Here is a 22,692-nt window from a genome sequence, read left to right as displayed (position 1 = left end):
TTGGACACCTACGAGAACCGAGAGCTCGCCCTGCCGCTGTCGCGGGCGGCGAACGAGCGGCTGCACGCCCTGGTCCCCGGGGGCGCGCACACCTACGCCAAGGGCGACGACCAGTACCCCGAGGACCTGGCCCCGGTCATCAGCCACGGCCGCGGTGCCCACGTGTGGGACGTCGACGGCAACCGGTACGTCGAGTACGGCTCCGGCCTGCGGTCGGTCAGCCTCGGCCACGCCCACCCGCGCGTGATCGAGGCGGTACGGCGCGAGATCGACCGGGGCAGCAACTTCGTGCGGCCGTCCGTCGTGGAGGTCGAGGCCGCGGAGCGCTTCCTCGCGACGGTGCCGACCGCCGAGATGGTGAAGTTCGCGAAGAACGGCTCCGACGCCACCACCGCCGCGGTACGCCTCGCCCGCGCCGCCACCGGGCGCCGCCGGGTGGCGATCTGCGCCGACCATCCGTTCTTCTCCACGGACGACTGGTTCATCGGCACCACGCCGATGTCCGCCGGCATCCCGGAGCCGGTCAACGAGCTCACGGTGGCGTTCCCCTACGGGGACCTGGCCGCCACGGAGGAGCTGCTCAGCCGGTACCGGGACGAGGTCGCCTGCCTGATCCTCGAACCCGCCACCCACACCGAGCCGCCGCCCGGATACCTCGCCGGCCTGCGCGAACTGGCCGCCCGGCACGGCTGCGTGCTGGTCTTCGACGAGATGATCACCGGCTTCCGCTGGTCGGAGGCGGGCGCCCAGGGCCTGTACGGCGTGGTCCCCGACCTGTCCACGTTCGGCAAGGCGCTGGGCAACGGGTTCGCCGTCTCCGCTCTGGCCGGGCGCCGCGACCTGATGGAGCGGGGCGGGCTGCGGCACTCCGGCGACCGGGTCTTCCTGCTGTCCACCACGCACGGTGCGGAGACGCACTCCCTGGCGGCCGCGATGGCCGTGCAGGCCACCTACGTCGAGGAGGGCGTCACCGCGCGGCTGCACGCCCTCGGCGAGCGGCTGGCCGCCGGTGTCCGCGAGGCCGCCGCCGGCATGGGCGTCGGCGACCACCTCGTCGTCCGGGGCCGGGCCAGCAACCTGGTCTTCGCCACCCTCGACGGGGACGGGCGGCCGTCGCAGGAGTACCGCACCCTGTTCCTGCGCCGGCTCCTCGCGGGCGGGGTGCTGGCCCCGTCGTTCGTGGTGAGCAGCGCGCTCACAGAGGCCGACATCGACCACACCGTCGACGTGGTGGCCCAGGCGTGTGCGGTGTACCGCAAGGCTCTGGACGCCGCCGACCCCGCTCCCTGGATGGCGGGACGGCCGGTGAAGCCCGTCTTCCGCCGCCTGGCATGACGTGACGTGAGGTGAGGTGGGCGGCACGGCGTGGGCGGCGTGGGCGGCGTGCGTCAGCGGCGCTCACGCCGGCGGCCGGCGTCGGCCGTCCGGTCCACCAGCCACGCGGTCGCCGGCACCACCGCCAGCGCGGTGCACCAGCCGCCCAGGACATCGGTCGGGTAGTGGGCGCCGAGGGCGACCTGCGCCCAGCCCATGGCGGCGCCGGCGACCAGCGCCGCGGCGAGCAGGAGCGCCGTGCCGGCCGTCCTGCCGAGGCCGAGCCGGCCGGCCGCGAGCATCGCCACCACGAGGGCGAGCGCGGTGGCGAAGGCGGTGTGCCCGCTCGGGTAGGACAGGTTGTCGCCGTGGATGGTGCGTCCCACCAGGGACTTGAGCAGGGTCGCCGTCCCCACGGCCAGGGCGGCGCCCGCCACGACGAGCACCGCCGCCCGAGGACGCCGGAGCAGCAGGCAGAGCGTCACGGCGGCTCCGACCACCACCGCCGCTCCCACCGGCTCGCCCAGGAAGTCCGTGGCCAGGGCGACGTACCGCCAGGACGGCCCCACCCCGTACACCGCCGCCCCGATCCGCGCGTCCACGGTGCCGGGCTCGCCGGCGCCGGCGTACAGGAGCCCGAGCCCGAGGACCACCAGGGCGGCGAGGGCCGCGATCAGCCCGAGCCACACACGTAACAGCGGGGGTATCACCGCGGGCGCCGGCCGGCGGCTCTTCAGCAGGATTCCAAACACGCCAAAACCCTAACCAACGCCGCGTTCTCACGAGGGGCATCGATGAAACCGGCGTGAAGCCGCGTTGAAGCCGGGCGGCCGCAAGCTCCGTGGACACCCACCGCCACGAGAGGACCCGCCATGAGCGAGACCATCCACCACCTGTCCCCCGACCGGCTCCAGGACCCCGGGCCCGGGTACGCCGGCCTCCGCGAGGAGGGCGGTCTGCCCCGGGTCGTGCTCCCGGGCCTGCGGACGCCCGTACGGCTCGTCACCCGCTACGAGGACGTCAAGGCCGCGCTCACCGAGCCCCGGCTGATCAGGGACCGGAACAGGGTGCCCGGTGGCGTCGAAGGACCCGACGCACAGGAGGAGCTGCTGGAGCCGCTGGGCGGGCTCCCGCCCGAGCACGTGCGGTACGTCTCCGCACACCTGGCCTTCTTCGACGGCGAGGAGCACGCCCGCCGCCGGGCCCCCCTCACCCGTGCTTTCACCGCGCGGCGCGTCGCGTCCCTGCGGCCGTTCGTCGAGGAGACCGCGGAGCGGCTGATCGGCGAGCTGGCCGGGCGGGAGGAGGCCGACCTGCTGAACGAGTTCGCCTATCCCCTGGCCACCTCCGTCATCTGCGAGCTGGTCGGTGTCGACGCCGCGGACCGGGCCCAGGTCTGTGACTGGATCCGGGACTTCGCGTACGGCGACGGCAGCCGGATGAGCGACGGGCTCGCCGGCGTCGTCGAGTACGTCAAGTCCCTGATCGGGAGGCGGAAGGCCGTCCCCGCCGACGACCTGATCACCGCCCTGCTGGAAGGCGCCCGCGAGGGCGGCGCGGACGCGCTCACCGAGGACGAGATCGTCGCCATGGTCTTCCTTCTCGTCAACACCGGGATCACCCCGCCGGCCCTCTTCCTCGCCCACGCGGTCCTCACCCTGCTCGACCACCCCGGCGAACTGGCCCGGCTCCGCGCCGAACCGGAGCTGCTGGGGCGGGCCGTGCCCGAACTCCTGCGGCACGTCACGCTCCTGCGGATCGGTGCCTCGCTGTACGCCACCGAGGACTTCGTCTTCGCCGGGACCGCGCTGCGCAGGGGCGAGGCCGTGACCGTGGCCCTGCTGGCGGCGAACCACGACCCGGCCGTGTACGGCGAGGAGCCCGGGCGGCTCGACATCGGCAGGGAGGCCGAGCGGGGCAGGACCCACCTCGCCTTCGGGCACGGTGCGCACCACTGCATCGGCGCCGCGCTCGGGAGCCTGGTCACCGGCGTGGTCTTCGACCGGCTGCTCGTCCGGCGGCCGGTTCCGGAACTGGCCGTCGCCCGCGAGGACCTGGAGTTCGGGCACTGGCCCGGGGACGGCTTCCACCTGATCCGGCTGCCGGTGCGGCTGTGATCCCGGAAAGGTGAGCCGGTCAGCCGCGCTCCCCTTCCCGGTCGCGCAGCAAGTCGAGGGCCGCTCGCCGTAGTTCGTCCCGGCCGAGGGCGGCGTACCGGGACACCGCGTCCTCGTACGCCGCCCGGTCGGCGCGCAAGGCCGCCTCCCGGGCACGGGTGGAGGACATGGTCGGCTGGAAGGTCCGCAGGCACCGGAAGGACTCCGTCAGAGCGAGCAGCCGTACGCCGCCGCGGACCGTGGCCGGGCGGCCCTGCGCACCTCCCCGGACGAGGTCGGCCGTCCCCAGCGCGAGCAGCAGCGCGCCGCAGACCGGCAGGTCCGCCGGGGCGCCCCGCTCCAGCCGGGCCCTCGCGCGCTCCGGGAGGCGGGCGGTGAGCGGCTCGACCAGGTCGAGCCGGCCGTGCTGCGCGTGCGCGGTCACGGCGGCCGCCCGTATCTCCAGCACCCAGGGCTCCAGGTCCACTTCGAGGCCGAGGACCGGTTCGCCGGACCGCTCCGGGAGGGCCGCGGCCCGGCGCCAGAGCATCAGGCCCTTCTCCGCATCGCCCCGTGCGAGCTCGATCTCGGCACGCGCCCCCAGTTCCGGGGTCGGGACGTCCGCGGTCTCCTCCGGCCGGTTCCGCACGGCCAGCTCCAGCCACCGCTCCGCCTCGTCCACTTCCCCGGTCTGGAGGTGACCCAGCACCATGCCCCAGCGCAGGCCCATCGTGTCGGGCCGGTCGCCGAGCCGGTCCAGGACGCGCACGGCCTCGTGCAGGTGGCGCAGCGCCTCCCGCCCCCGCTCCGTGTGCAGGCACAGCTCGCCCAGCCGGGACAGGGCCGTGACCTGGAGCCACGGGATGCGGTGGCCCCCGATGGCGGCGAGCATCCGCCGGGCGGCCGCCAGGGCCCGCTCCGGTTCGTCCTCGTTCTCCCACAGGTAGCCGGCCAGTGCCTCGGCGACCCCGGCGAGCAGGGGCTCGCCGCTGCGGCAGAACGCGTCCAGCAGCGAGCGGTCGGTCCCGAAGACCTCGGGGGCGGCGCGCAGGACGGTCGCGAGCGCCCTGGCGGGGGTGTCCGCGGGGGCCGGCGGCAGCCTGCGCAGGAGGACGAGGAGGCGGGGCGGGGCGGGGGCGCCGCCCAGCAGCGGGTTGACGGCGAGGAGCACCGCGGCGGTGCGGGCCGCCTCGACGTGGGCGGGTTCCGGCCGGTAGTGGGAGAGCAGTCCGCCGACTTCCGCCGAGAGGGGGATCAGCCGCGCGTAGTTCGCCTCGGTGGCCCACAGGCTGCACAGCGCGGCGCCGGCCGCGGCGACCGTGGGCGCGTCCTGGCGGGCGAGGCCCAGCCGCAGGGCGTGGACGAGGTTGTCCTGCTCGGCCTTGATCCCCTGCCACGCGGCGTACGGGTCGGGGCCGAAGGGCGCGTCGTGCCGGGCGAGGCCGAAGTCCCGCGCCCAGAACAGGAACCGCCCGGTGACGTGTTCCGTCCCGCCGGCCCGGTCCCGGTGCGCGGCGGCGAATTCCCGTACGGTCTCCAGCATCCGGAAGCGGGTGCCGGAGCCGGTGTCGGAGACCTTGAGCAGGGACTGGTCGACCAGGTCCGCCACGACGTCCACGACGTCCGGGACGGCCGGGACGTCCGGGGCCTGGGGGACGTCGTCACCGAGCAGGTACGCCGCCGCCTCGGCCGTGAAGCCGCCGGGGAAGACGGACAGGGCGCTCAGGGCCGTCCGCCCGGCCGGTTCGAGCAGGTTCCAGCTCCAGTCGACGACGGCGTGCAGGGTGCGGTGCCGCCGGGGCGCGTCCCGGGCCCCGCCGCGCAGCAGTGCGAACCGGTCCTCCAGGCGGCGGGAGATCTCCGCGACGGACATGACCCGCACCCGCGCGGCCGCCAGCTCCACGGCGAGCGGCAGCCCGTCCAGGCGGCGGCAGAGCTCCGCGACCTGGCGGACGGGGAGTTCCACGCCGGGACGCGCGGCACGGGCCCGTTGTTCGAACAGCCGTACCGTCGTGGCCTGATCGAGCTCGGGCAGCAGGTGGACCGCTTCGGAGGACAGGCCGAGCGGGGCCCGGCCGGTGGTGAGGATCCGCAGCTCACTGGTCCTGGCGACCAGCGCCCCGACCAGTTCGGCGGCCCCGGCGAGCACGTGCTCGCAGTTGTCCAGTACGAGCAGCACCGGGCCGGGGCCGAGGGCGCCGACGATGCCGGTCACCATGTCGGCGGGCGGGCCGGAGCCGCCCGGAGGCAGGAGACGGGGCTCGGCGACGCCGAGGGCGGAGGCGACCTCGCCCGCGACGTCCGCGTCGCTGGTGACACCGGCGAGGGCGACCAGGTGGACGGTGCGCTGTGCCGCGTCACGGCCGACGGCGGCGGCCAGCCGGGTCTTGCCGAGCCCGCCGGGTCCCACGATCGAGGTGACGCGGGAGGTGCGCAGCAGCCGCCTCACCGCGGCGATGTCGCCCGCGCGGCCGAGGAGTTCGTTGGGCTCGTGCGGCACCCCGTGGCGTACCGCCGGCGCGTCGGCCCGCAGCAGTTCCCGGTGCAGGGCGCGCAGAGCCGGCCCGGGGTCGGTGCCGAGGTCTTCGCGCAGTGCGCGGCGGTGGCGGTCGTAGGTGGCCAGTGCGGCGGAGGCGCCCGCGCCGGCCGCCTCGCAGCGGACCAGCTCCAGCAGCAGTTCCTCGTCCCGGGGGAATTCCCGAACGAGCTCCGCCAGCGGTTCCAGCGCCTCGGGCTCCCGGCCGGTGCGGGCCAGTCCGAGCGCCCGGGCCCGGAGCAGCGAGCGGTACGCCGGGCGCCGTCCGGCCCTGAGGGCGGACAGCGGATCGCCGAGTACGGGTTCCCCGTGCCCGGCGCCGGCCGCACCCCACAGCGCCAGCCCCGCTTCGGCTTCGGCGAGGGCCCCGGCGTGGTCGCCGGAGCGGGACTTCTGCGCGCAGGCGGCGGTGTGCAGCAGCACGGCCGAGGCGTCGACCCGCTCCTCCCCGAGGGCGAGCCGGTACCCGCCCGGCGTACTGGCGATGACCCCGGGCCCCAGCTGCGTACGCGCCCGTGCGACGAGGACCTGCAGCGCCTTGACCGGATGCGCCGGCTGCTCGTCCGGCCAGAGCGCGTCGATCAGCCGGGCGGTGCCGCATCCCGCGCGCAACTCGCCGGCGAGCAGGGCGATCAGCCCCCGCAGCCGGGGTGCGGTGATCTCCCGGCCCCGGAAGGCCACCGTCGTCAGAGTGGTCAGCTCCATGGTCACCGGAGCAGCGTAGAACGACGGACCGGCCCGGCCCCCGAGGGGGCCGGGCCGGTGTCCGGAACCCTCGGTCAGGCGGTGCAGCGGATCATGGTCAGCGGCCGGTTGGCGGTGTAGTCCGCCCAGTACTCCTCGCCGTACTTCTCCACTCCGGCGTCCGACACTTCGAGGGTGACCCACTCGATCCCGGTGAATCCGGCCGCCTTCAGCGTCTGCTCGTACGTCTCCTTCGAGGGCGTGGTGGCCTCGAAGGAGACCGGCGGGTCGAGCAGGGCGGTGAGCCGGATCCCGATGCCGATCTCGTTGTCCTTGCCGGTCGATTCGAGCAGGAACCCGTACTTCTCCAGGGACGGGCCGCCGAAGTCGTAGCCGGGGTCCTGCACGAACAGGTGGAACGAGCCGCCGGCGACGAGGCTGCGCCGGATGTTGTGCATCATCCGCTCGATCTCGGCCACGTCACCCGCGTAGTTGAACGCCTGCACGGCGATGGCCACGTCGAACGGCTGGTCGAACTCGCGCAGGGTGGTCGTGTCCGCGACCTCGTAGTCGATGCCGAGGGGCTCGGCGCCTTCGATCGCCTTGGCCGCGTCGACCATCGCGCCGGAGATGTCGAAGCCGAAGACGCGGGACGCGCCGCGGCGCTTGAGCTCACGGCTGTAGAAGCCGGTGCCGCAGGCGATGTCGAGCACGGACTTGCCGGTGACGTCGCCGACCAGGCCGAGGAAGCCCGGCACCTCGGCGTAGCGGATGATGGGCAGGGTCTTGAAGCCTTCGAACGCTTCGCCGATACCGTCGTACAGCTGACCACTCATCGCGGTGGTTCCCCCTCGTTCTGTGGCGTCGGCTCCCATGACGAGCCGCGGCCCTCGGCGGGAAGTCTGCTCCGTCGGCGAGGGGAGTTCGTACTGGCGGAACGCACGAACCTGCTGGTCATGTCACCGAGGTGCACACAAAAGGAACGCTGTTCCTCCAGCTCGGTGAGCTCCGCCCCAACGGGCCTGCGGGGCCCGCTGGTTGGACCCGCCGCGGCGTTCCGCTTCCACTCCGACGATCAAGGAACGCCATGGGGTGCGGGACACCCCGCCCTTCCGCTTCGGCAGCGGGGGATCAACAGGGGTGGCCGACGGGCCTGCCCGGCACCACCAGTCCGGCCTCGTAGGCGACGGCGACCGCCTGCGCACGGCTGCGCAGCCCCAGTTTGGTCATCGTGCGGTGCAGGTGCGTCTTGACGGTGGCCTCGGTGACGACGAGCTCGGCGGCGATCTCGTCGTTGCCGAGCCCCCTGGCCACCAGCCGCAGCACGTCCTGTTCCCGGTTGGTGAGCCGGGACAGGGTGTGGTCGTCGGCGCACGGCCCCTCGGTGCGCGCGCTGTAGGCCTCGATGAGGCGCCTGGTCACGGCGGGCGCGAACAGCATGTCGCCGCCGGCGATCGTGGTCACCGCGGAGATCAGCCGCTCGGGCGGGGTGTCCTTGAGGAGGAAGCCGCTCGCTCCCGCGCGCAGCGCCGCGTACACGTACTCGTCCACGTCGAAGGTGGTGAGGACGATGATGCGCGACCGGTTGCCCTGCTGGCCGGCGAGGATGCGTTCGGCCGCGGTGATGCCGTCGATGCCCGGGAGGCGGATGTCCATGAGGATCACGTCGGGCCGGTGGGCCAGTGCGGCGGCCACCGCGGACTCGCCGTCCGAGGCCTCCGCGACCCCGGTGAATCCGGGCGCGGCACGCAGGAGTGCGGCTATGCCCCCGCGGATCAGGTCCTGGTCGTCGACAACGAGCACGTCCGTCACTGCCGTCCCCCTCATGTCCCGTTACGGCCGGGCGTCATGCGTCCTCCGGGAGCTCCGAGCCGGTCGGAAGGGAGAGACGGACCTCGAATCCCCCTTCACCCAGAGGCCCGGCGGACAGCCTGCCGCCGCAGATCCTCACCCGTTCCCGCATGCCGATCAACCCGTGTCCGGAGACCGGATGAGCGATGGCCGGTTTCCCCTCGCCCCCGTCATCACGCACCCGGATGGTCAACCGGTCCGCCAGATAGGCGATATGTACGTCCACACGGGCACAACGGGCGTGTTTCACCACATTGGTGAGGGCCTCCTGGAGCACCCGGTAGGCACATACCTCAAGGCCCGGATCGAGTTTCCGCGGCAGGCCGGTTGTCCGTATGTCGACGCTCACTCCCGCCGCTCCGACCCGCCGGGCGAGCTCCCCCACCCGGCTGAGTTCCGGCAGCGGGCCGAGCGGCGCGGACGACGGGTCGGCCTCCGGGCCGAGGTCGACCCGGAGCACCGTGAGCAGCCGGCGCAGGTCGTTCAGCGCTTCGCGGGCGGCGCCCGCGATCGTGGTGAGCGCCGACCGGGCCGTGGCGGGGTCCGAGGCGAAGACGTAGTCGGCGAGACCGGCCTGGACGGAGATCACCGACATGTGGTGGGCGACCACGTCGTGCAGCTCGCGCGCGATGTGGATCCGCTCGTCGACCACCGCGCGCCGGGCCCGTTCGCGCTGCTCGTGGGCGAGCGCCTCGGTGAGCCTGACCAGTTCGGCGTTCTGCAGGGCGACTTGACGCCGTCCGTGGCCGAACGCCAGACAGACGACCGGGACGATCACCGCCTGCCCGAGGACCAGCAACGGGCTGAGGCCGCCCGCGAACCCGCTGAACAGCACGGTCGCCGCGGCGAGGACGGTGCCGGGCACCGATAGCCGCAGCGGACACCGGGAGGCCGCGCTGACGAGGGCCACGGTGACCGCCCACCAGTTCAGCGACGGCTGGTAGCCGGCGGCGAGGTAGAGCGAGTACCCGAGGCAGCAGGCGGTCAGCGCCGTCATGGGCCGGGCCCGCCGGACGACGAGCGGCAGCGCGGTGAGACAGGTGAGCAGGTACGCCGGCACGTCGAACGACGCCCAGTCGGCGTGCGGGTACTCCTCCCCCGCGACACAGCCGCCCACCGTGAGGACGACGGGGAGCGCGCTGTCGAGAAGGGCTTGCCGCAGGCGTGACCGGGTGCTCATCGCTGGAAGGTATGCGGATCCGCCGGAGGCGTCGTCCACCGTGGGGTTGATGTCCGCGGGGGGCGGCAGGACGGCCGGTCACGTCAACCCAGGAGCGTGCCGGGGCGTCAACCGCCGGGTTGAGACGGGCCCACACGTCAACTCCCGGGTTTACACCCGCGGTTGCGAACCTCCACCCGTCAGCGGACGTGCGGGCACGGGGCCCTCTCCTAGCCTTCCAACCGTCAACGCCGGCAGCCACCGGGCGACAACGGCCTCGGCGCCGACGGGACCGCGGGGCCGTCGACGACGTCCGCGATGGGAACGGCCCGGTCCTTCTCCGCACGAACCCCTACCACCTCCCAGGAGTCCACCATGCGCACCCTGCACCGCTTCGCCCTGACCGCGGGCGCCATCGGCGCGGCCACGGTTCTGGCCCTGCCCGGCAACGCGTTCGCCGTCTCCAAGCTCTCCCAGTCCCAGGCCGCGTCCCAGCTGCGGGCCGCCGGTTACACCTGGTCCTCCAGCGGTGGCTGCACGAACCGGCAGAACCCCACCTGCACCTCCTTCGAGCAGATCAACCGGGCCACGGTCGAGGGCCTCAAGACGCTCAAGAGCGCCAGCCGGTGCGCGATGAAGATCACCGGAGGCACCGAGCGCGGGCACTCGGGCGAGAGCAACCCCCGCTCGTACAGCCACTACAACGGCTACAAGGTGGACATCGGCACTCCCAACGACTGCATCACCGACTACATCCAGCGCAGCTTCACGCGCATCGCCGACCGGGGGACCTACCCCCGCTACCGGTCCTCGGCCGGGAACGTCTACACCTGGGAGAAGCAGAAGAACCACTGGGACATCACCTTCTGCGGTGGCGACAGGACCTGCACGGCGAACAGCTGATCCCCTCCTCCGCATTCGGAAGGCACCCTCATGACCCTGTCCCGAACCTCCCGGAGAGCGGCGGTCCTGCGCGCCGCCCTCGTCGTCCCGGCCGCCGCCCTGCTGGCGTTCGCCGGTCCCGCGCAGGAGTCCCTCGCCTACGGGCGGGCCCAGTACTCCGCGCAGTCCGCCGGCAACCGGGGCACCGACGTCCTGGCCCTCCAGCGGCTGCTCGTCTCGAAGGGGCAGTCCACCCCGGCCGACGGGGTGTTCGGGGCCTCGACCACGGCGGCCGTCAAACGCTTCCAGGCCTCGCGCGGGCTCGCCGCCGACGGCGTCGTCGGCGCCGGAACCTGGGCGGCCCTGGCCCCGACGCTGAAGGAGGGTGCCTCGGGGCCCGCCGTGTACGCCCTGCAGAGCGAGCTCAACGCCAAGGCCGGGGCCGGCCTCGGCGTGGACGGGGCGTTCGGTGCCGGGACCAAGGCGGCGGTGCGCAGGTTCCAGACCGCCGCGGGGCTGGCCGCCGACGGCGTCGTGGGTCCGGCGACCTGGAAGAACCTGCTCTGGCACTACGAGCGCGTCACCTTCTCCGGCAACAACCTGTGCGACCAGAACCCTGACGGGAACAAGACGGCGAACTGGGGCACGGCCGCGGCCGTCGCCCAGCTGGAGGCCGCCGGGCGCGCCTTCGCCTCCGCCGGCCGCGGCCGGGTCCCGGTGGGTGACCTCGGGCTCGAACTGGGCGGGAACATACCCGGCCACGCCAGCCACGAGCAGGGCCTGGACGCGGACCTCTGGCCCGTCCGCGACGACGGCGCCCAGTGCACCGCCGCCCGCATCACGTGGAAGTCCGCCGCCTACGACCGCGCGGCCACCCGCCGCCTGGTCCAGGAGATCCGCCGGGCCGCGCCCGGGCACGTCAAGGCCGTCTTCTTCAACGACCCCCAGCTGATCTCCGAGGGCCTGACCACCTCGTGGGCGGGCCACGACAACCACCTGCACGTCCGCTACTGCGAGCCCGCCCACCCCAACGCCGCCTACCGCTGCTGACCCTCCAGAGGAGAACCGCGTCGTGAACACCACCCGCACCACCACCGCCGCCGCGGCGGGCATCGCCGCCGCGGCGGGCCTGCTGGCGCTCACCGCGGCCCCGGCCTCGGCCGCCGCCGCGCCCCACGGCTGCGCCTCGTCCAATGTCTGCTTCTACCTGAAGACGGCGGACTACAACGCCAACCGCCCCACCGCCACGTACAAGGACGTCACCAGCAGCTTCCTGACCCTGGGGGCGCGCGCCAAGGGCGCGAGGGCCGTCGTCAACAACCGCGGCGGCCGGGTCCGGGTCCGCTACATCGACGGCGGGCGCTCGTACACGGCCTGCCTCGACGCACGGGTGACCTGGGCCCCGGTGCAGTCCGGGTTCACGGTGACCGCCGTGAAGCCGGAGAGTGCTCCGGCCTGTCCCGACAAGCCCTGACGGGCGGGGGCCGGCCGGACACCTTCCGCACCGGCCCGCGCTCCGCAGGCAACGGGGGAACAGGCCGCTCCGGGGGCACGCACCGCGCCCCCGGAGCGGTCCCGGCCCGTCGAACATACGATGGGCCGTATGGCACAGGCCGCGGAGACGGCGCGGACCGTCATCCTGACCGTGGACGACGACCCGGGCGTCTCCCGCGCCATCGCCCGTGACCTGCGACGACGCTACGGCCCCGGGTACCGGATCGTGCGCGCCGAGTCCGGTGAGTCCGCGCTGGAGGCGCTGCGCGAGCTGAAGCTGCGCGGTGATCTGGTGGCCGTGATCCTCGCCGACTACCGCATGCCCCGGATGAACGGGATCGAGTTCCTCGAACAGGCGCTGAACGTGTTCCCGGGGGCGCGGCGCGTGCTGCTGACCGCGTACGCGGACACGAACGCGGCGATCGACGCGATCAACGTGGTCGACCTCGACCACTACCTCCTCAAGCCCTGGGACCCGCCGGAGGAGAAGCTCTATCCGGTCCTGGACGACCTGCTCACGGCCTGGCGCTCCAGCGACTACCGGCCGGTGCCCGCCACCAAGGTGGTCGGGCACCGCTGGTCGGCCCCGTCCTCACGCGTGCGGGAGTTCCTGGCCCGCAACCAGGTGCCGTACCGCTGGTACTCCTCGGACGAACCCGAGGGCCGGCGGCTGCTGGAGGCGGCCGGGGCCGACGGGCACCGTCTGCCGCTGGTGGTCACCCCGGACGGCACCGCGCTGATCGAGCCGGAGACGGCCGAACTGGCCGCCCGCGTGGGGCTCGCCACCACCCCGGCGGCCGAGTTCTACGACCTCGTGGTCATCGGCGGCGGCCCGGCCGGGCTCGGCGCGGCGGTGTACGGGGCCTCCGAGGGGCTGCGTACGGTACTGGTCGAGCGGTCGGCGACCGGCGGGCAGGCCGGCCAGAGCTCCCGCATCGAGAACTACCTCGGCTTCCCGGACGGGGTCTCGGGCGCGCAGCTGACGGAACGCGCCCGCCGCCAGGCCGCCCGCTTCGGCGCCGAGATCCTCACGGCCCGCGAGGTCACGGGCCTGGAGGTCAGGGGCCCGGCGCGGGTGGTCCGCTTCTCCGACGGTTCGGCGGTCGCCGCGCACAGCGTGATCCTGGCGACCGGTGTCTCGTACCGGCACCTGGGGGCGCCCGGCTGCGACGAGCTGACCGGCCGGGGGGTGTACTACGGCTCCTCGCTCACGGAGGCGGCCTCCTGCGCGGGGCAGGACGTGTACGTCGTGGGCGGCGCCAACTCGGCCGGGCAGGCGGCGATGTACCTGGCGCGGGGCGCGAGGTCGGTGACGCTGCTGGTGCGCGGGGAGTCGCTGACGGCGTCGATGTCCTACTACCTGGTCCAGCAGATCGAGGAGGCCGCGAACATCTCGGTGCGCACCCGGACCGTCGTCGAGGCGGCGCAGGGTGACGACCACCTGGAGCGGCTGGCCCTGCGGGACGTGGACAGCGGGGCGACGGAGCTGGTCGACGCCCAGTACGTGTTCGTGTTCATCGGCGCGGCCCCGCTGACCGGCTGGCTGGACGGCACGGTGCTGCGCGACGAGCACGGCTTCATCCTGGCCGGGCCCGACCTGACGCCGGACGGGCGGCCGCCGGAGGGGTGGGAGCCGGACCGGCTCCCGTACCACCTGGAGACCAGCGTTCCCGGCGTGTTCGTGGCGGGCGACGCGCGCGCCGAGTCCGCGAAGCGCGTCGCGTCCGCCGTCGGAGAGGGAGCCATGGCCGTCATGCTCGTCCACCGGTACCTGGAGCAGTCGTGAACGGGCAGGGCGGCGGCGGGCAGGTCATGCCCTGCGCGCCGCACGAGATCGCGTCCCTGTTTCTGTTCGAGGAGCTGTCCCCGGAGCAGCTCGGGCGGCTGTGTGCCGAGGGGCGGGTGGAGCGTTTCGAGGCGGGTCCGGTGTACACCGAGGGAGAGCCCGCCACCTGCTTCTACGTGATGATCGAAGGCACCGTCGTACTGTCGCGGCGGGTCGGCGGCGACGACGTCGAGGTGAGCCGCACCTCGCAGCGCGGGGTGTACTCGGGCGCGATGCAGGCCTATCTGGGCGAGCGGGTGCCCCAGACGTACACCAACTCCATGCGGGTGACGGAGCCGACCCGCTTCTTCGTGCTGCCCGCGCAGTCGTTCGCGGACATCATGCGGGAGTGGTTCCCGATGGCGGCGCACCTGCTGGAGGGACTGTTCTTCGGTTCGAAGAACAGCCAGCGGGCCATCGGGCAGCGGGAGCGGCTGCTGGCGCTCGGTTCGCTGTCCGCCGGTCTCACCCACGAGCTGAACAACCCGGCCGCGGCGGCCGTCCGGGCCACGGCGACGCTGCGCGAGCGGGTCGGCAAGATGCGGCACAAGCTGGCGCACATATCCCAGGGCCAGTACTCGCGCGAGGCGATCGCCGATCTCATCGAGATCCAGGAGCGTACGGTCGAACGGGTCGCGAAGGCCCCGGTGCTGAGCCCGCTGGAGGCCTCCGACCGGGAGGACGAGCTGGCCGACTGGCTGGAGGACCACGGGTTCCCGGAGGGCTGGCGGGTCGCGCCGGCCTTCGTGCAGGCCGGGCTGGACACGGACTGGCTGGAGCAGGTCGCGGCGGGCGTGGCCGAGGACCTGCTGCCGGCGGCGGTCGGCTGGCTCGGCTACACGGTCGAGACCGAGCTGCTGATGAGCGAGATCGAGGACTCGACGGCCCGCATCTCCCACCTCGTCGACGCGGCCAAGCAGTACTCGCAGCTCGACCGGGCCCCGCACCGGGTCGTGGACGTCCACGAACTCCTCGACAGCACGCTGCTGATGCTGTCCGGCAAGATCGGGCCCGGGGTGCGGGTGGTCAAGGAGTACGACCGCTCGGTGCCGGACGTGCCCGCCTATCCGGCCGAGCTCAACCAGGTGTGGACGAACCTGATCGACAACGCCGTGTCCGCCATCGCGGAGACCGGCGGCGAGGGCACGCTGACGGTCCGCACGGCGCGGGAGGGGGACCGGCTGCTGGTCGAGTTCCGCGACACCGGCCCGGGGGTCCCGGCCGAGATCCGCAGCCGCATCTTCGACCCCTTCTTCACCACCAAACCCGTCGGCGAGGGCACCGGACTCGGCCTGGACATCTCCTGGCGGATCGTGGTCAGCAAGCACCACGGCAGCCTCCAGGTCGAATCCGTCCCCGGCGACACCCGTTTCCAGGTGCTGCTGCCGCTGACCCCACCGGACACCCCCGAGGAGACCGCATGACCGAGATCGACGGGATCGACGGGATCGACGGGATCGACCCGAGCGTTCCGCCCTCCGGCACCGGCTGCGTCGAGTGCGAGGAGGTGCACGGCTGGTGGTTCCACCTGCGCCGCTGCGCCCAGTGCGGCCACATCGGCTGCTGCGACTCCTCGCCGGCCCAGCACGCCACCGCCCACTGGAAGGCCACCGGCCATCCCCTGGTGCAGAGCTTCGAGCCGGGCGAGGACTGGTTCTGGAACTACGGCACGAACGCCCTCCACCAGGGCGGCCCGGAACTCACCCCGCCGTCCGAGCACCCCCCGACCCAGCCGGCCCCGGGCCCCTCCGACCGGGTCCCGCAGGACTGGACGAGACGGCTGCACCCCTGAAGGCCTCCAGCCGCGCCAGCTCCTCGCCGGTCAGCGAGAGCTCCGCCGCCCCGGCCGAGTCGGCGATCGAGGCCGGCCGGCCGGCTCCCGGTACCGGGATGACGGCGGCGGAGCGGGCCAGCAGCCAGGCCAGGGTGATCTGCTGGGGGCTGACGCCGCGCTCGGCCGCGACCCGGTGGAAGGGCGTGCCGGCGGAGGTGCCGCCGGAGGGGCCGTCCAGGGAGCTGCGCGAGATGCCGCCGAGCGGGCTCCAGGGCAGGAAGGCCAGCCCCAGCCGGGTGCTCAGCCGCAGCTCGTCCTCGCTGTCGCGGACGGCGGGCGAGTACTGGTTCTGCACGGAGACGAGTCCGTCGCCGAGGATCCGGTGCGCCTGGAGGATCTGGGCGGAGGTGACATTGGAGATGCCCGCGGCCCGGATCGTGCCGGCGTCGAGCAGCTCGCGCAGCGCGCCGACGGACTCCGCCCACGGTACGGCGGGGTCCGGCTTGTGCAGCTGGTAGAGGCCGATGGCGTCGACGCCCAGGCGCCTGGCGGAGGCTTCGGCGGCGCGTTTGAGGTGTGCCGGGGAGGCGTCGACGGTCCAGCTGCCGTCGCCGGGGCGGCCGCGGCCGCCCTTGGTGGCCACCAGCACGCCCGAAGTGTCGCCGCCGTAGCGGGACAGGGCGCGGGCGATCAGCCGCTCGTTGTGGCCCTCCTCGCCGGCGTGCCAGTGGTAGCTGTCAGCGGTGTCGATGAGCGTGACGCCGGCGTCGAGGGCGGCGTGGACGGTGGCGACGGCCCGTGCTTCGTCGGGGCGGTGCTCGATGGACAGGGGCATGGCGCCGAGGCCGATGGCGCTGACGGCGGTGTGGCCGATGGTGCGGTACCGCATGATGGCTCCGTTTTCTCAGGCGCCGGGTGACGGCTCGGTGGGGGACGGCTCGGTGGGTGACGGCTCGGTGGTGAGGGCTTCGGCGATGGCGCCGGGCAGCCATTCGGCGGTGCGGGAGAAGCGGAAACCCAGCTCCTTCGCGCGGGAGTTGCTCATGGCGTAGTGGCGGTCGAAGGAGAACGGCGATGCGTCCTCGCCCGCCGGTACGGTCCGGTGGACGGGCTCCCGGCCGGCCTGCGCGGCGATCGCGGCGACGAGGCCGTGCACGTCGAGCGGGCCGTCGGAGCAGGCGTTGACCGGGCCGGTGAAGTCGGCCGTGGCCGCCCACAGCAGGAGGTCCGCCAGCTCCTCGTGGTGGATGAAGACCGTGGGCAGCGGCTCGGCGTGCACGGTGATCTCCTCGCCCCGGGTGACGCGGCCGGTGTAGTGCGCCAGCCGGCCGGTGAACTCCAGCGCGCCGCCGCCGAGCACGTGGGCGCTGCGCACGCTGGCGAACTCGAAGCCGCCGGCGGCGGTGAGGACGGACTCCGCCTGGCGCTTGCCCTCGGCGTAGTGCGCCTCCAGGTACGCGTGGTCGTGCCAGGGGAGGTCCTGGGCCGCCCGCCAGGCGGCCGGGTCCACGGTCGATTCCGGCACCGGCGTGCCGGCGGGTACGGCCGGGAGGGCCGCGGTTCCGGGGTCGTAGACCTCGATCGTGGAGGTCATGACGTAGCGCCGGGTGCGGCCGGCGAAGACGCGGGCGGCGATGGCGGCCTGCACCGGGGTGTAGCAGACCTGGTCGACCACGACGTCGAAGGTCCGGCCGTCGAGCGCGGCCCTCAGGGCGGCCTCGTCGTCCCGGTCGACGACGAGGTGCTCGACCCCCTCGGGCGGCGGGGTGGAACCCCGGTTGATCACGGTGACCTGGTGTCCCGCGGCGTGCAGGCGCTCGACCAGGAGCCTTCCGAAGTACCGGCTCCCGCCGATGACGATGATCTTTTGCATGCCCTCATCGTGGAGGCCTATCGTCACCAGTAGAAGTCCTGATCTGCTGGTCGCGTGTTAAGGAAAACTGTTGATCGACGTACAGCGGCTCCGCGTCCTGCGGGCGGTGGCGGAGCACGGCAGTTTCAACCGGGCGGCCTCGGCCCTGCGCCTCACCCCCTCGGCCGTCTCCCAGCAGATCGCCGCCCTGGAGCGCGGCCTCGGCGCCCGGGTCGTCGACCGCAGCACCCGTGGCGTCACCCTCACCCAGGCCGGCCGGATCATGGTCGGCGCCGCCGAGAGCGTCGCGGCCGAGCTCGAACACGCGCGACGGCAGGTCGACCGGCTCAGCACGGGCCGCACCCGGCTCACCGTGGCCACCTTCACCAGTGGCGGCAGGCTGCTGCTGCCGGCCGCGCTGACCCGGCTGACGGCGGAGCACCCGCGTACCGTGATCCACATCAGGGAGGGCGAACCCGAGGACACCCTGCCGCTGGTCCGCCAGGGCGCCGTGGACCTCGCCCTCGCCTACCGCTTCGACGGCCCGCTGCCCGTCGGGCCGGGGTCCGGCTCCGGCCTGGAGTGGACCCCGCTCATGGAGGACCCGCTGTACGTCGTCCTGCCGCGCGGGCACCGGTTCGCCGGGCACGGGGCCCTGGACCTCTCCGAGCTGGCGGGCGAACCCTGGGTGCTCGGCTGCATGCGCACCGAGGCGTACCTGCGCCGGTACGCCGGGCTCGCCGGCTTCGATCCCGAGGTGCGCGGGACCACCACCGACTACTTCTTCGCGCAATCGCTCGTCGCCGCGGGCATGGGGATCTCCCTGATCCCCTCCATCGCGCTCGGCCCGGAGGTCCCGGGCCTGCACGCCGTCCCGGTCAGAGCGCCGGGACCCGTCCGCCACATCGGCGCCGCCACGCTCGGCCGCGGCGGCCGGCCCCACGTCGCGGCGCTCGTCGACGCCCTCCGCGAGGAGGCCGCGCGGCACGCGGGGCACTGATCCGCCGGCGGTCCGGCTACCTCGTGTACCGGCGGATCCGGTAGCGCAGCCCGGAGGTGGAGGTGTGCCAGGCGTCGTCTGCGCCGGCGGTCCATTCCGGGCCGGGTACGGGGGCGTGGGTGTCGCCGTCCACCTTCGTGTCGATCTCGGTCACCGAGAGCACCGTGGCGTGTTCCAGGGCGGCCCGGTAGATCTCGCCGCCGCCGATCACCCACGTCTCGGCGGCGCCGGCCGCGAGCTGAAGGGCCTCGGTGACCGAGCCGGCGCGCAGCGCGCCCTCGGCCTCCCACCGCGGGTCGCGGGTGACCACGATGTTGCGCCGGCCGGCGAGCGGGCGGAACCGCGGGGGCAGCGAATCCCAGGTCTTGCGGCCCATCACCACGGGATGGCCGAGGGTGGTGGCCTTGAAGTGCGCCATGTCCTCGGGCAGCCGCCACGGGATCGTGTTGTCCGCGCCGATGACGCCGTCGAGGGTCTGCGCCCAGATCAGTCCGACGTTCACACCGCCACCGGTGCCTTGATGGCCGGGTGGTGCCGGTAGTCGAGCACCTCCACGTCGGAGTAGGCGTAGTCGAAGATCGAGTCGGCCTGGCGCAGGCGCAGCTCGGGGAAGGCGTACGGCGTGCGCGAGAGCTGCTCGGTCACCTGCTCGACGTGGTTGTCGTAGATGTGGCAGTCGCCGCCGGTCCAGATGAAGTCACCCGGTTCGAGGCCGGCCTGCTGCGCCACCATGTGGGTGAGCAGGGCGTAGCTGGCGATGTTGAACGGGACGCCGAGGAACAGGTCCGCGCTGCGCTGGTACAGCTGGCAGGAGAGCTTGCCGTCGGCCACGTAGAACTGGAAGAAGGCGTGGCACGGGGCGAGTGCCATCTTGGACAGCTCGGAGACGTTCCAGGCGGAGACGATCATCCGGCGGGAGTCCGGGTCGCGCCGCAGCGTGTCGAGCACCTCGGTGATCTGGTCGACGTGCCGGCCGTCGGGGGTGGGCCAGGACCGCCACTGGACGCCGTAGACCGGTCCGAGCTCACCGTCCGCGTCGGCCCACTCGTCCCAGATGGTGACGCCGTGCTCCCGCAGCCAGCCGACGTTCGAGTCGCCGCGCAGGAACCACAGCAGCTCGTACACGATCGACTTCAGGTGCACCTTCTTGGTGGTGATCAGGGGAAATCCCTGTGAGAGGTCGTAACGCAGCTGGTGCCCGAACACGCTTCGGGTACCGGTGCCCGTCCGGTCGGCCTTCGCCGTCCCGGAGGTGAGCACATGCCGCAACAGGTCTTCGTACTGGGTGTCCGCCACAACCGTCGAGTTTACGAGCCCGCGGGTGGTGCCTCGACCAGGGTGCCGGGCTGGTCCTCGGCGGCGGCGCCGCCATTCCCCGGCCGGCGTGGGGAAGGGGACGGGAACTCGGCAGCCGTGGTGCCGGGCACGTGCCCCCCCGATCCGACGGCGATCTCGTCGGCCGGGCGAACTCCCCCGCCCCGCGGGTTCCCTGACGGGGAGTCCTGCCGCACCCCCTCCCCCGAGCGGCCGTCGGCAGGCTTGCGAGCTGCGGCGTCTTTCATCCCGAGACCGCGTTGTCCACGATCCGGTCGCGGTCTTGCCGGAGGGCCGCCCCCGGGCGAGTATTCCTATCAATCCGATGGGAAAAGTGGGGATCTCGGTCCGGCCGGCTCCCGTCCCTCGCGCGCCCAGGCCTCCCGGCAACCGGCGGGCGCCACCGACAACGTCCCGGAGCAGCCGACATGACCACCGCCGCCCCTCCTGGCAGCGCCCTCCGCCCGTCCCCCACGCCGTGCCGCGGCTCCCGGGCCCGCCGGTGACGCCCGTGCCCACGACCCCGAGCACCACCGGCCAGCCGTCCGACGCCGCACGCCGCCGCGTGCTCCTGCGCACCGCCCGCGACGTGGCGGAGGACCTGGCCGCCGACTCCGTGGCCCGCGAGCAGGCGGGCAGGCCGCCGGTCGACGAGACGGCCCGGCTGCGCGAGGCGGGCCTGCTGGCGGCCCTCACCCCGCCCCGGCCGGGGCGAGGGGCGGACTGGCGTACCGGATGCGCCGTCATACGGGAGATCGCCGCGGCGGACAGCTCGCTCGGCGAAGTACTCGCCCGCCACTACGTGCACGCGTGGGGCGGACGGTTCTACGCGGCCGACCACCGCGCCCCCGCCCTCGAAGAGGAGTCGGCGCGCGAGCAGTGGCTGTGGGCCGGCACGGTGCACGCTCCCGCGCCGGGCGACGACGCCGGCCGGCCGGACCTCACGCTCAGGCCGCGCGGCGGCACGGGCTACGTGCTGAGCGGACGCCGTCCCGTGGACACCGCGGTGGCCGCCGCCGACCAGATCGCGGTGGACGCCGTATGCGCCGCGACGGGTGACGTCCTGGTCGTACGGATCCCGCCCGGCGCGCGGGGCGTGAGCCTCGAACCCGCCCCCGACCGCCTCGGCCAGCGCGTCGCGGGCGCCGGCGCGGTGGTGTTCGACCGCGTCGCCGTCGCGGCCGGGCAGGTGCTGGGCCGCCGGCCGCACGACGAGGAGTCGACCGCGCCCTTCACCGCGCTCGCCGAGCCGGCGCTGCGGCTCGCCCTCTGCCACGTCGGCCTCGGCATCGCCGAGGGCGCCCTCACCGAGGCGCGCGACCTCAGCAGGGGCGGCCGCGCGCACCGGCCGCCCGGCGAGGACCCGGACCTCTTCCTCGCCTACGGGGAGCTCGCCTCCGCCGCCCAGACCGCCACCGCCGTGGTCGACCGGGCCACGGAGGTGATGGCGCAGGCCCTCGACGCGGGTGAGCAGCTCGACGCCGAGGAGCCCGCGGGCGTCGCCGCGCTGGTCGCGACGGCCGAGACCGTGACGTCGAAGGCCGCCCTGCACATCGCCGCCAGAGTGCTGGAATTCGCCGATGCCCCGGGCCTGGACCGGTTCTGGCGCAACGCCCGCGTCCTGACGGCCCACCGCCCGGTCGCGCACCGCCTGCGCTCGATCGGCGAGCACTATCTCAACGGCCCCCACCGCGTGGTGGCGGCGGCCTTCCGCTGACGCGGGGCCCGCGCGGGACGCCGGCCGGAGCCGTACGGGATAATGTCCGCATGCGGATCTCAGCCAGGGCGGACTACGCGGTACGTGCCGCACTGCAGCTCGCCTCGTCGCCGGACGACGGGCCGCTGAAGGCCGAGGCCATCGCCGACGCCCAGGACATCCCGCACAAGTTCCTCGAAGGCATCCTGAACGACATGCGCCGGGGCGGTCTGGTACTCAGCCAGCGCGGCGGCAACGGCGGCTACCGACTGGCCAGGCCGGCCCGGTCCATCAGCATCGCCGACGTCATCCGCGTCGTGGACGGACCCCTCGTCTCGGTGCGCGGGGTCCGCCCGCCCGACCTCTCCTACACCGGCCCCGCCGAGTCGCTGCTCCCCCTGTGGATCGCGCTGCGGGCCAACGTACGAGAGATCCTCGACGGCGTGTCGCTCGCCGACGTCGCGTCGTCGCACCTGCCCGCCACGGTGTCCGCGCTGACCCGGGCCCCGGACGCCTGGGCCAATCCCTGAGCGTCTGACCTGCGTCTTCTCGTATCACGAGACAGCAGCGTCCATCATCTGGTCAACCTCTTGGGGCGGGTGCCCCGGTCTGCCAAGATGCCTACCAACCAGGTGGGAAAACTAGGAATCCAGGGAGGGCGGCCGTGCGAGCACTGCGTCACGCACTCCGGACCCCGTCCCTGATCTCCCGCCGGCACATCGACCTGGTCCGTACGTCCAGCGCCATCTGTCAGCCTGCCTGACAGCCCTCACCAGGCCTGAACTCGCAGGCAGGGCGCAGCCCCCGGGCGCTGCGCCGCCGCCCACTCGTCGTGCCGGCCGGCCCTCGATTCCCGGGGCCGCCCGACGCCCCGCCGTTCCCCGGCCGCCTGCGACCGTCATCCGGCCACCGACCGCCGCGCGCGGGTGCCGTGTGTACCGGTGGCTTCGAGACGCCCGTCTCATCTTCTTGAACCCATCCCGTGAAAGGACACCTCCGTGTCTGCCGCAAGATCGCTCACCACCCTGCGCGCCATCGCCGTCACCGCGGCGCTCCCGCTGCTGCTCACCGCTTGCGGCTACGGTTCCGAGGCCGAGAAGACCGCCGACAAGGACGAGAAGCCGGCCGGCGCCACCGCTTCCGAGGGCGGTCAGAAGCTCTCGGCGTCCGAGGTCCGCATCGGGTACTTCCCGAACCTGACCCACGCCACCGCCC

Annotated in this window: 21 protein-coding genes and 1 pseudogene; 13 read left to right on the top strand and 9 right to left on the bottom strand. The window is 73.6% G+C overall.

What is annotated here, in order from left to right; genetic code table 11:
- Positions 1-1,335, top strand: coding sequence for a glutamate-1-semialdehyde 2,1-aminomutase (locus ACZ518_RS30515; protein ID WP_469116251.1), 1,335 nt, complete (start codon positions 1-3; stop codon positions 1,333-1,335).
- A 53-nt stretch (positions 1,336-1,388) separates the two neighbouring features.
- Here ACZ518_RS30515 and ACZ518_RS30510 read toward each other — a convergent pair whose 3' ends face one another.
- A complete protein-coding gene (locus ACZ518_RS30510; protein ID WP_469116250.1) occupies positions 1,389-2,066 on the bottom strand; it encodes a phosphatase PAP2 family protein in 678 nt (225 codons plus the stop codon).
- A 120-nt stretch (positions 2,067-2,186) separates the two neighbouring features.
- On the opposite strand from ACZ518_RS30510, the gene ACZ518_RS30505 reads away from it, so the two are divergent.
- On the top strand, positions 2,187-3,431 hold the full coding sequence (locus ACZ518_RS30505; RefSeq protein ID WP_469116249.1) for a cytochrome P450: 1,245 nt from the start codon (positions 2,187-2,189) through the stop codon (positions 3,429-3,431).
- A gap of 19 nt (positions 3,432-3,450) precedes the next feature.
- Here the strand turns inward: ACZ518_RS30505 and ACZ518_RS30500 are convergent, their stop codons facing one another.
- The 4 genes from ACZ518_RS30500 to ACZ518_RS30485 all read right to left on the bottom strand — a co-directional run bounded on the left by ACZ518_RS30500 (position 3,451) and on the right by ACZ518_RS30485 (position 9,661).
- Complete coding sequence (locus ACZ518_RS30500) at positions 3,451-6,657, bottom strand: ATP-binding protein (RefSeq protein WP_469116248.1); 3,207 nt, start codon at positions 6,655-6,657, stop codon at positions 3,451-3,453.
- A gap of 68 nt (positions 6,658-6,725) precedes the next feature.
- Complete coding sequence (locus tag ACZ518_RS30495) at positions 6,726-7,466, bottom strand: class I SAM-dependent methyltransferase (protein ID WP_469116247.1); 741 nt, start codon at positions 7,464-7,466, stop codon at positions 6,726-6,728.
- A 295-nt stretch (positions 7,467-7,761) separates the two neighbouring features.
- On the bottom strand, positions 7,762-8,457 hold the full coding sequence (locus ACZ518_RS30490; protein WP_469116246.1) for a response regulator: 696 nt from the start codon (positions 8,455-8,457) through the stop codon (positions 7,762-7,764).
- Between the two features lie 19 nt (positions 8,458-8,476).
- A complete protein-coding gene (locus ACZ518_RS30485; protein WP_469116245.1) occupies positions 8,477-9,661 on the bottom strand; it encodes a sensor histidine kinase in 1,185 nt (394 codons plus the stop codon).
- Positions 9,662-10,015: 354 nt separating this feature from the next.
- On the opposite strand from ACZ518_RS30485, the gene ACZ518_RS30480 reads away from it, so the two are divergent.
- The 6 genes from ACZ518_RS30480 to ACZ518_RS30455 all read left to right on the top strand — a co-directional run bounded on the left by ACZ518_RS30480 (position 10,016) and on the right by ACZ518_RS30455 (position 15,633).
- Positions 10,016-10,543, top strand: a complete 528-nt coding sequence (locus ACZ518_RS30480; RefSeq protein ID WP_469116244.1) for a hypothetical protein — start codon at positions 10,016-10,018, stop codon at positions 10,541-10,543.
- A gap of 30 nt (positions 10,544-10,573) precedes the next feature.
- Positions 10,574-11,572, top strand: a complete 999-nt coding sequence (locus tag ACZ518_RS30475; RefSeq protein WP_469116243.1) for a penicillin-insensitive murein endopeptidase — start codon at positions 10,574-10,576, stop codon at positions 11,570-11,572.
- Between the two features lie 22 nt (positions 11,573-11,594).
- Positions 11,595-11,996, top strand: coding sequence for a hypothetical protein (locus tag ACZ518_RS30470; RefSeq protein ID WP_469116242.1), 402 nt, complete (start codon positions 11,595-11,597; stop codon positions 11,994-11,996).
- Between the two features lie 129 nt (positions 11,997-12,125).
- Complete coding sequence (locus ACZ518_RS30465) at positions 12,126-13,802, top strand: NAD(P)/FAD-dependent oxidoreductase (RefSeq protein WP_469116241.1); 1,677 nt, start codon at positions 12,126-12,128, stop codon at positions 13,800-13,802.
- A 26-nt stretch (positions 13,803-13,828) separates the two neighbouring features.
- Positions 13,829-15,265: an ATP-binding protein gene (locus ACZ518_RS30460; RefSeq protein ID WP_469116431.1), complete on the top strand. Its 1,437-nt coding sequence runs from the start codon at positions 13,829-13,831 to the stop codon at positions 15,263-15,265.
- Positions 15,262-15,633: a UBP-type zinc finger domain-containing protein gene (locus ACZ518_RS30455; RefSeq protein ID WP_469116240.1), complete on the top strand. Its 372-nt coding sequence runs from the start codon at positions 15,262-15,264 to the stop codon at positions 15,631-15,633. The genes ACZ518_RS30460 and ACZ518_RS30455 overlap by 4 nt, the downstream gene beginning before the upstream one ends.
- On the opposite strand, the gene ACZ518_RS30450 is transcribed toward ACZ518_RS30455, so the two are convergent.
- Together ACZ518_RS30450 and ACZ518_RS30445 are read right to left on the bottom strand one after the other, a co-directional pair.
- The gene (locus tag ACZ518_RS30450) at positions 15,542-16,504 is read right to left on the bottom strand and encodes an aldo/keto reductase (RefSeq protein WP_469116239.1); all 963 of its coding nucleotides are present in this window, start codon (positions 16,502-16,504) and stop codon (positions 15,542-15,544) included. The genes ACZ518_RS30455 and ACZ518_RS30450 overlap by 92 nt on opposite strands.
- A 15-nt stretch (positions 16,505-16,519) precedes the next feature.
- Positions 16,520-17,488: an NAD-dependent epimerase/dehydratase family protein gene (locus tag ACZ518_RS30445; protein ID WP_469116238.1), complete on the bottom strand. Its 969-nt coding sequence runs from the start codon at positions 17,486-17,488 to the stop codon at positions 16,520-16,522.
- A 70-nt stretch (positions 17,489-17,558) separates the two neighbouring features.
- Here ACZ518_RS30445 and ACZ518_RS30440 point away from each other — a divergent pair, with 70 nt between their 5' ends.
- Positions 17,559-18,467: a LysR family transcriptional regulator gene (locus tag ACZ518_RS30440; RefSeq protein WP_469116237.1), complete on the top strand. Its 909-nt coding sequence runs from the start codon at positions 17,559-17,561 to the stop codon at positions 18,465-18,467.
- Between the two features lie 16 nt (positions 18,468-18,483).
- On the opposite strand, the gene ACZ518_RS30435 is transcribed toward ACZ518_RS30440, so the two are convergent.
- Together ACZ518_RS30435 and ACZ518_RS30430 are read right to left on the bottom strand one after the other, a co-directional pair.
- Positions 18,484-18,969, bottom strand: coding sequence for a dihydrofolate reductase (locus tag ACZ518_RS30435; protein ID WP_469116236.1), 486 nt, complete (start codon positions 18,967-18,969; stop codon positions 18,484-18,486).
- A complete protein-coding gene (locus ACZ518_RS30430; RefSeq protein WP_469116235.1) occupies positions 18,966-19,763 on the bottom strand; it encodes a thymidylate synthase in 798 nt (265 codons plus the stop codon). The genes ACZ518_RS30435 and ACZ518_RS30430 overlap by 4 nt, the downstream gene beginning before the upstream one ends.
- 529 nt (positions 19,764-20,292) lie before the next feature.
- On the opposite strand from ACZ518_RS30430, the gene ACZ518_RS30425 reads away from it, so the two are divergent.
- The 4 genes and pseudogenes from ACZ518_RS30425 to ACZ518_RS30410 all read left to right on the top strand — a co-directional run.
- A complete protein-coding gene (locus tag ACZ518_RS30425) occupies positions 20,293-21,498 on the top strand; it encodes an acyl-CoA dehydrogenase family protein (RefSeq protein ID WP_469116234.1) in 1,206 nt (401 codons plus the stop codon).
- A 50-nt stretch (positions 21,499-21,548) separates the two neighbouring features.
- Positions 21,549-22,007 carry an RrF2 family transcriptional regulator gene (locus tag ACZ518_RS30420; RefSeq protein ID WP_469116233.1) on the top strand — a complete coding sequence of 153 codons (459 nt, stop codon included), beginning with the start codon at positions 21,549-21,551 and terminating at the stop codon, positions 22,005-22,007.
- A 134-nt stretch (positions 22,008-22,141) separates the two neighbouring features.
- Positions 22,142-22,240 carry a putative leader peptide gene (locus tag ACZ518_RS30415; protein ID WP_469116232.1) on the top strand — a complete coding sequence of 33 codons (99 nt, stop codon included), beginning with the start codon at positions 22,142-22,144 and terminating at the stop codon, positions 22,238-22,240.
- Between the two features lie 235 nt (positions 22,241-22,475).
- A pseudogene (locus ACZ518_RS30410) lies at positions 22,476-22,692 on the top strand (sulfate ABC transporter substrate-binding protein); the annotation flags it as partial.

The organism is Streptomyces sp. NPDC033966, assembly GCF_055575955.1.
This window is presented reverse-complemented; position numbering and strand designations above follow the sequence as displayed.

Coding starts and splice junctions, on each gene's coding strand:
- ACZ518_RS30505 (WP_469116249.1), top strand. CDS start 2,187: ATGAGCGAGACCATCCACCACCTGTCCCCCGACCGGCTCCAGGACCCC.
- ACZ518_RS30495 (WP_469116247.1), bottom strand. CDS start 7,466: ATGAGTGGTCAGCTGTACGACGGTATCGGCGAAGCGTTCGAAGGCTTC.
- ACZ518_RS30490 (WP_469116246.1), bottom strand. CDS start 8,457: ATGAGGGGGACGGCAGTGACGGACGTGCTCGTTGTCGACGACCAGGAC.
- ACZ518_RS30485 (WP_469116245.1), bottom strand. CDS start 9,661: ATGAGCACCCGGTCACGCCTGCGGCAAGCCCTTCTCGACAGCGCGCTC.
- ACZ518_RS30480 (WP_469116244.1), top strand. CDS start 10,016: ATGCGCACCCTGCACCGCTTCGCCCTGACCGCGGGCGCCATCGGCGCG.
- ACZ518_RS30475 (WP_469116243.1), top strand. CDS start 10,574: ATGACCCTGTCCCGAACCTCCCGGAGAGCGGCGGTCCTGCGCGCCGCC.
- ACZ518_RS30465 (WP_469116241.1), top strand. CDS start 12,126: ATGGCACAGGCCGCGGAGACGGCGCGGACCGTCATCCTGACCGTGGAC.
- ACZ518_RS30460 (WP_469116431.1), top strand. CDS start 13,829: ATGCCCTGCGCGCCGCACGAGATCGCGTCCCTGTTTCTGTTCGAGGAG.
- ACZ518_RS30455 (WP_469116240.1), top strand. CDS start 15,262: ATGACCGAGATCGACGGGATCGACGGGATCGACGGGATCGACCCGAGC.
- ACZ518_RS30450 (WP_469116239.1), bottom strand. CDS start 16,504: ATGCGGTACCGCACCATCGGCCACACCGCCGTCAGCGCCATCGGCCTC.
- ACZ518_RS30445 (WP_469116238.1), bottom strand. CDS start 17,488: ATGCAAAAGATCATCGTCATCGGCGGGAGCCGGTACTTCGGAAGGCTC.
- ACZ518_RS30420 (WP_469116233.1), top strand. CDS start 21,549: ATGCGGATCTCAGCCAGGGCGGACTACGCGGTACGTGCCGCACTGCAG.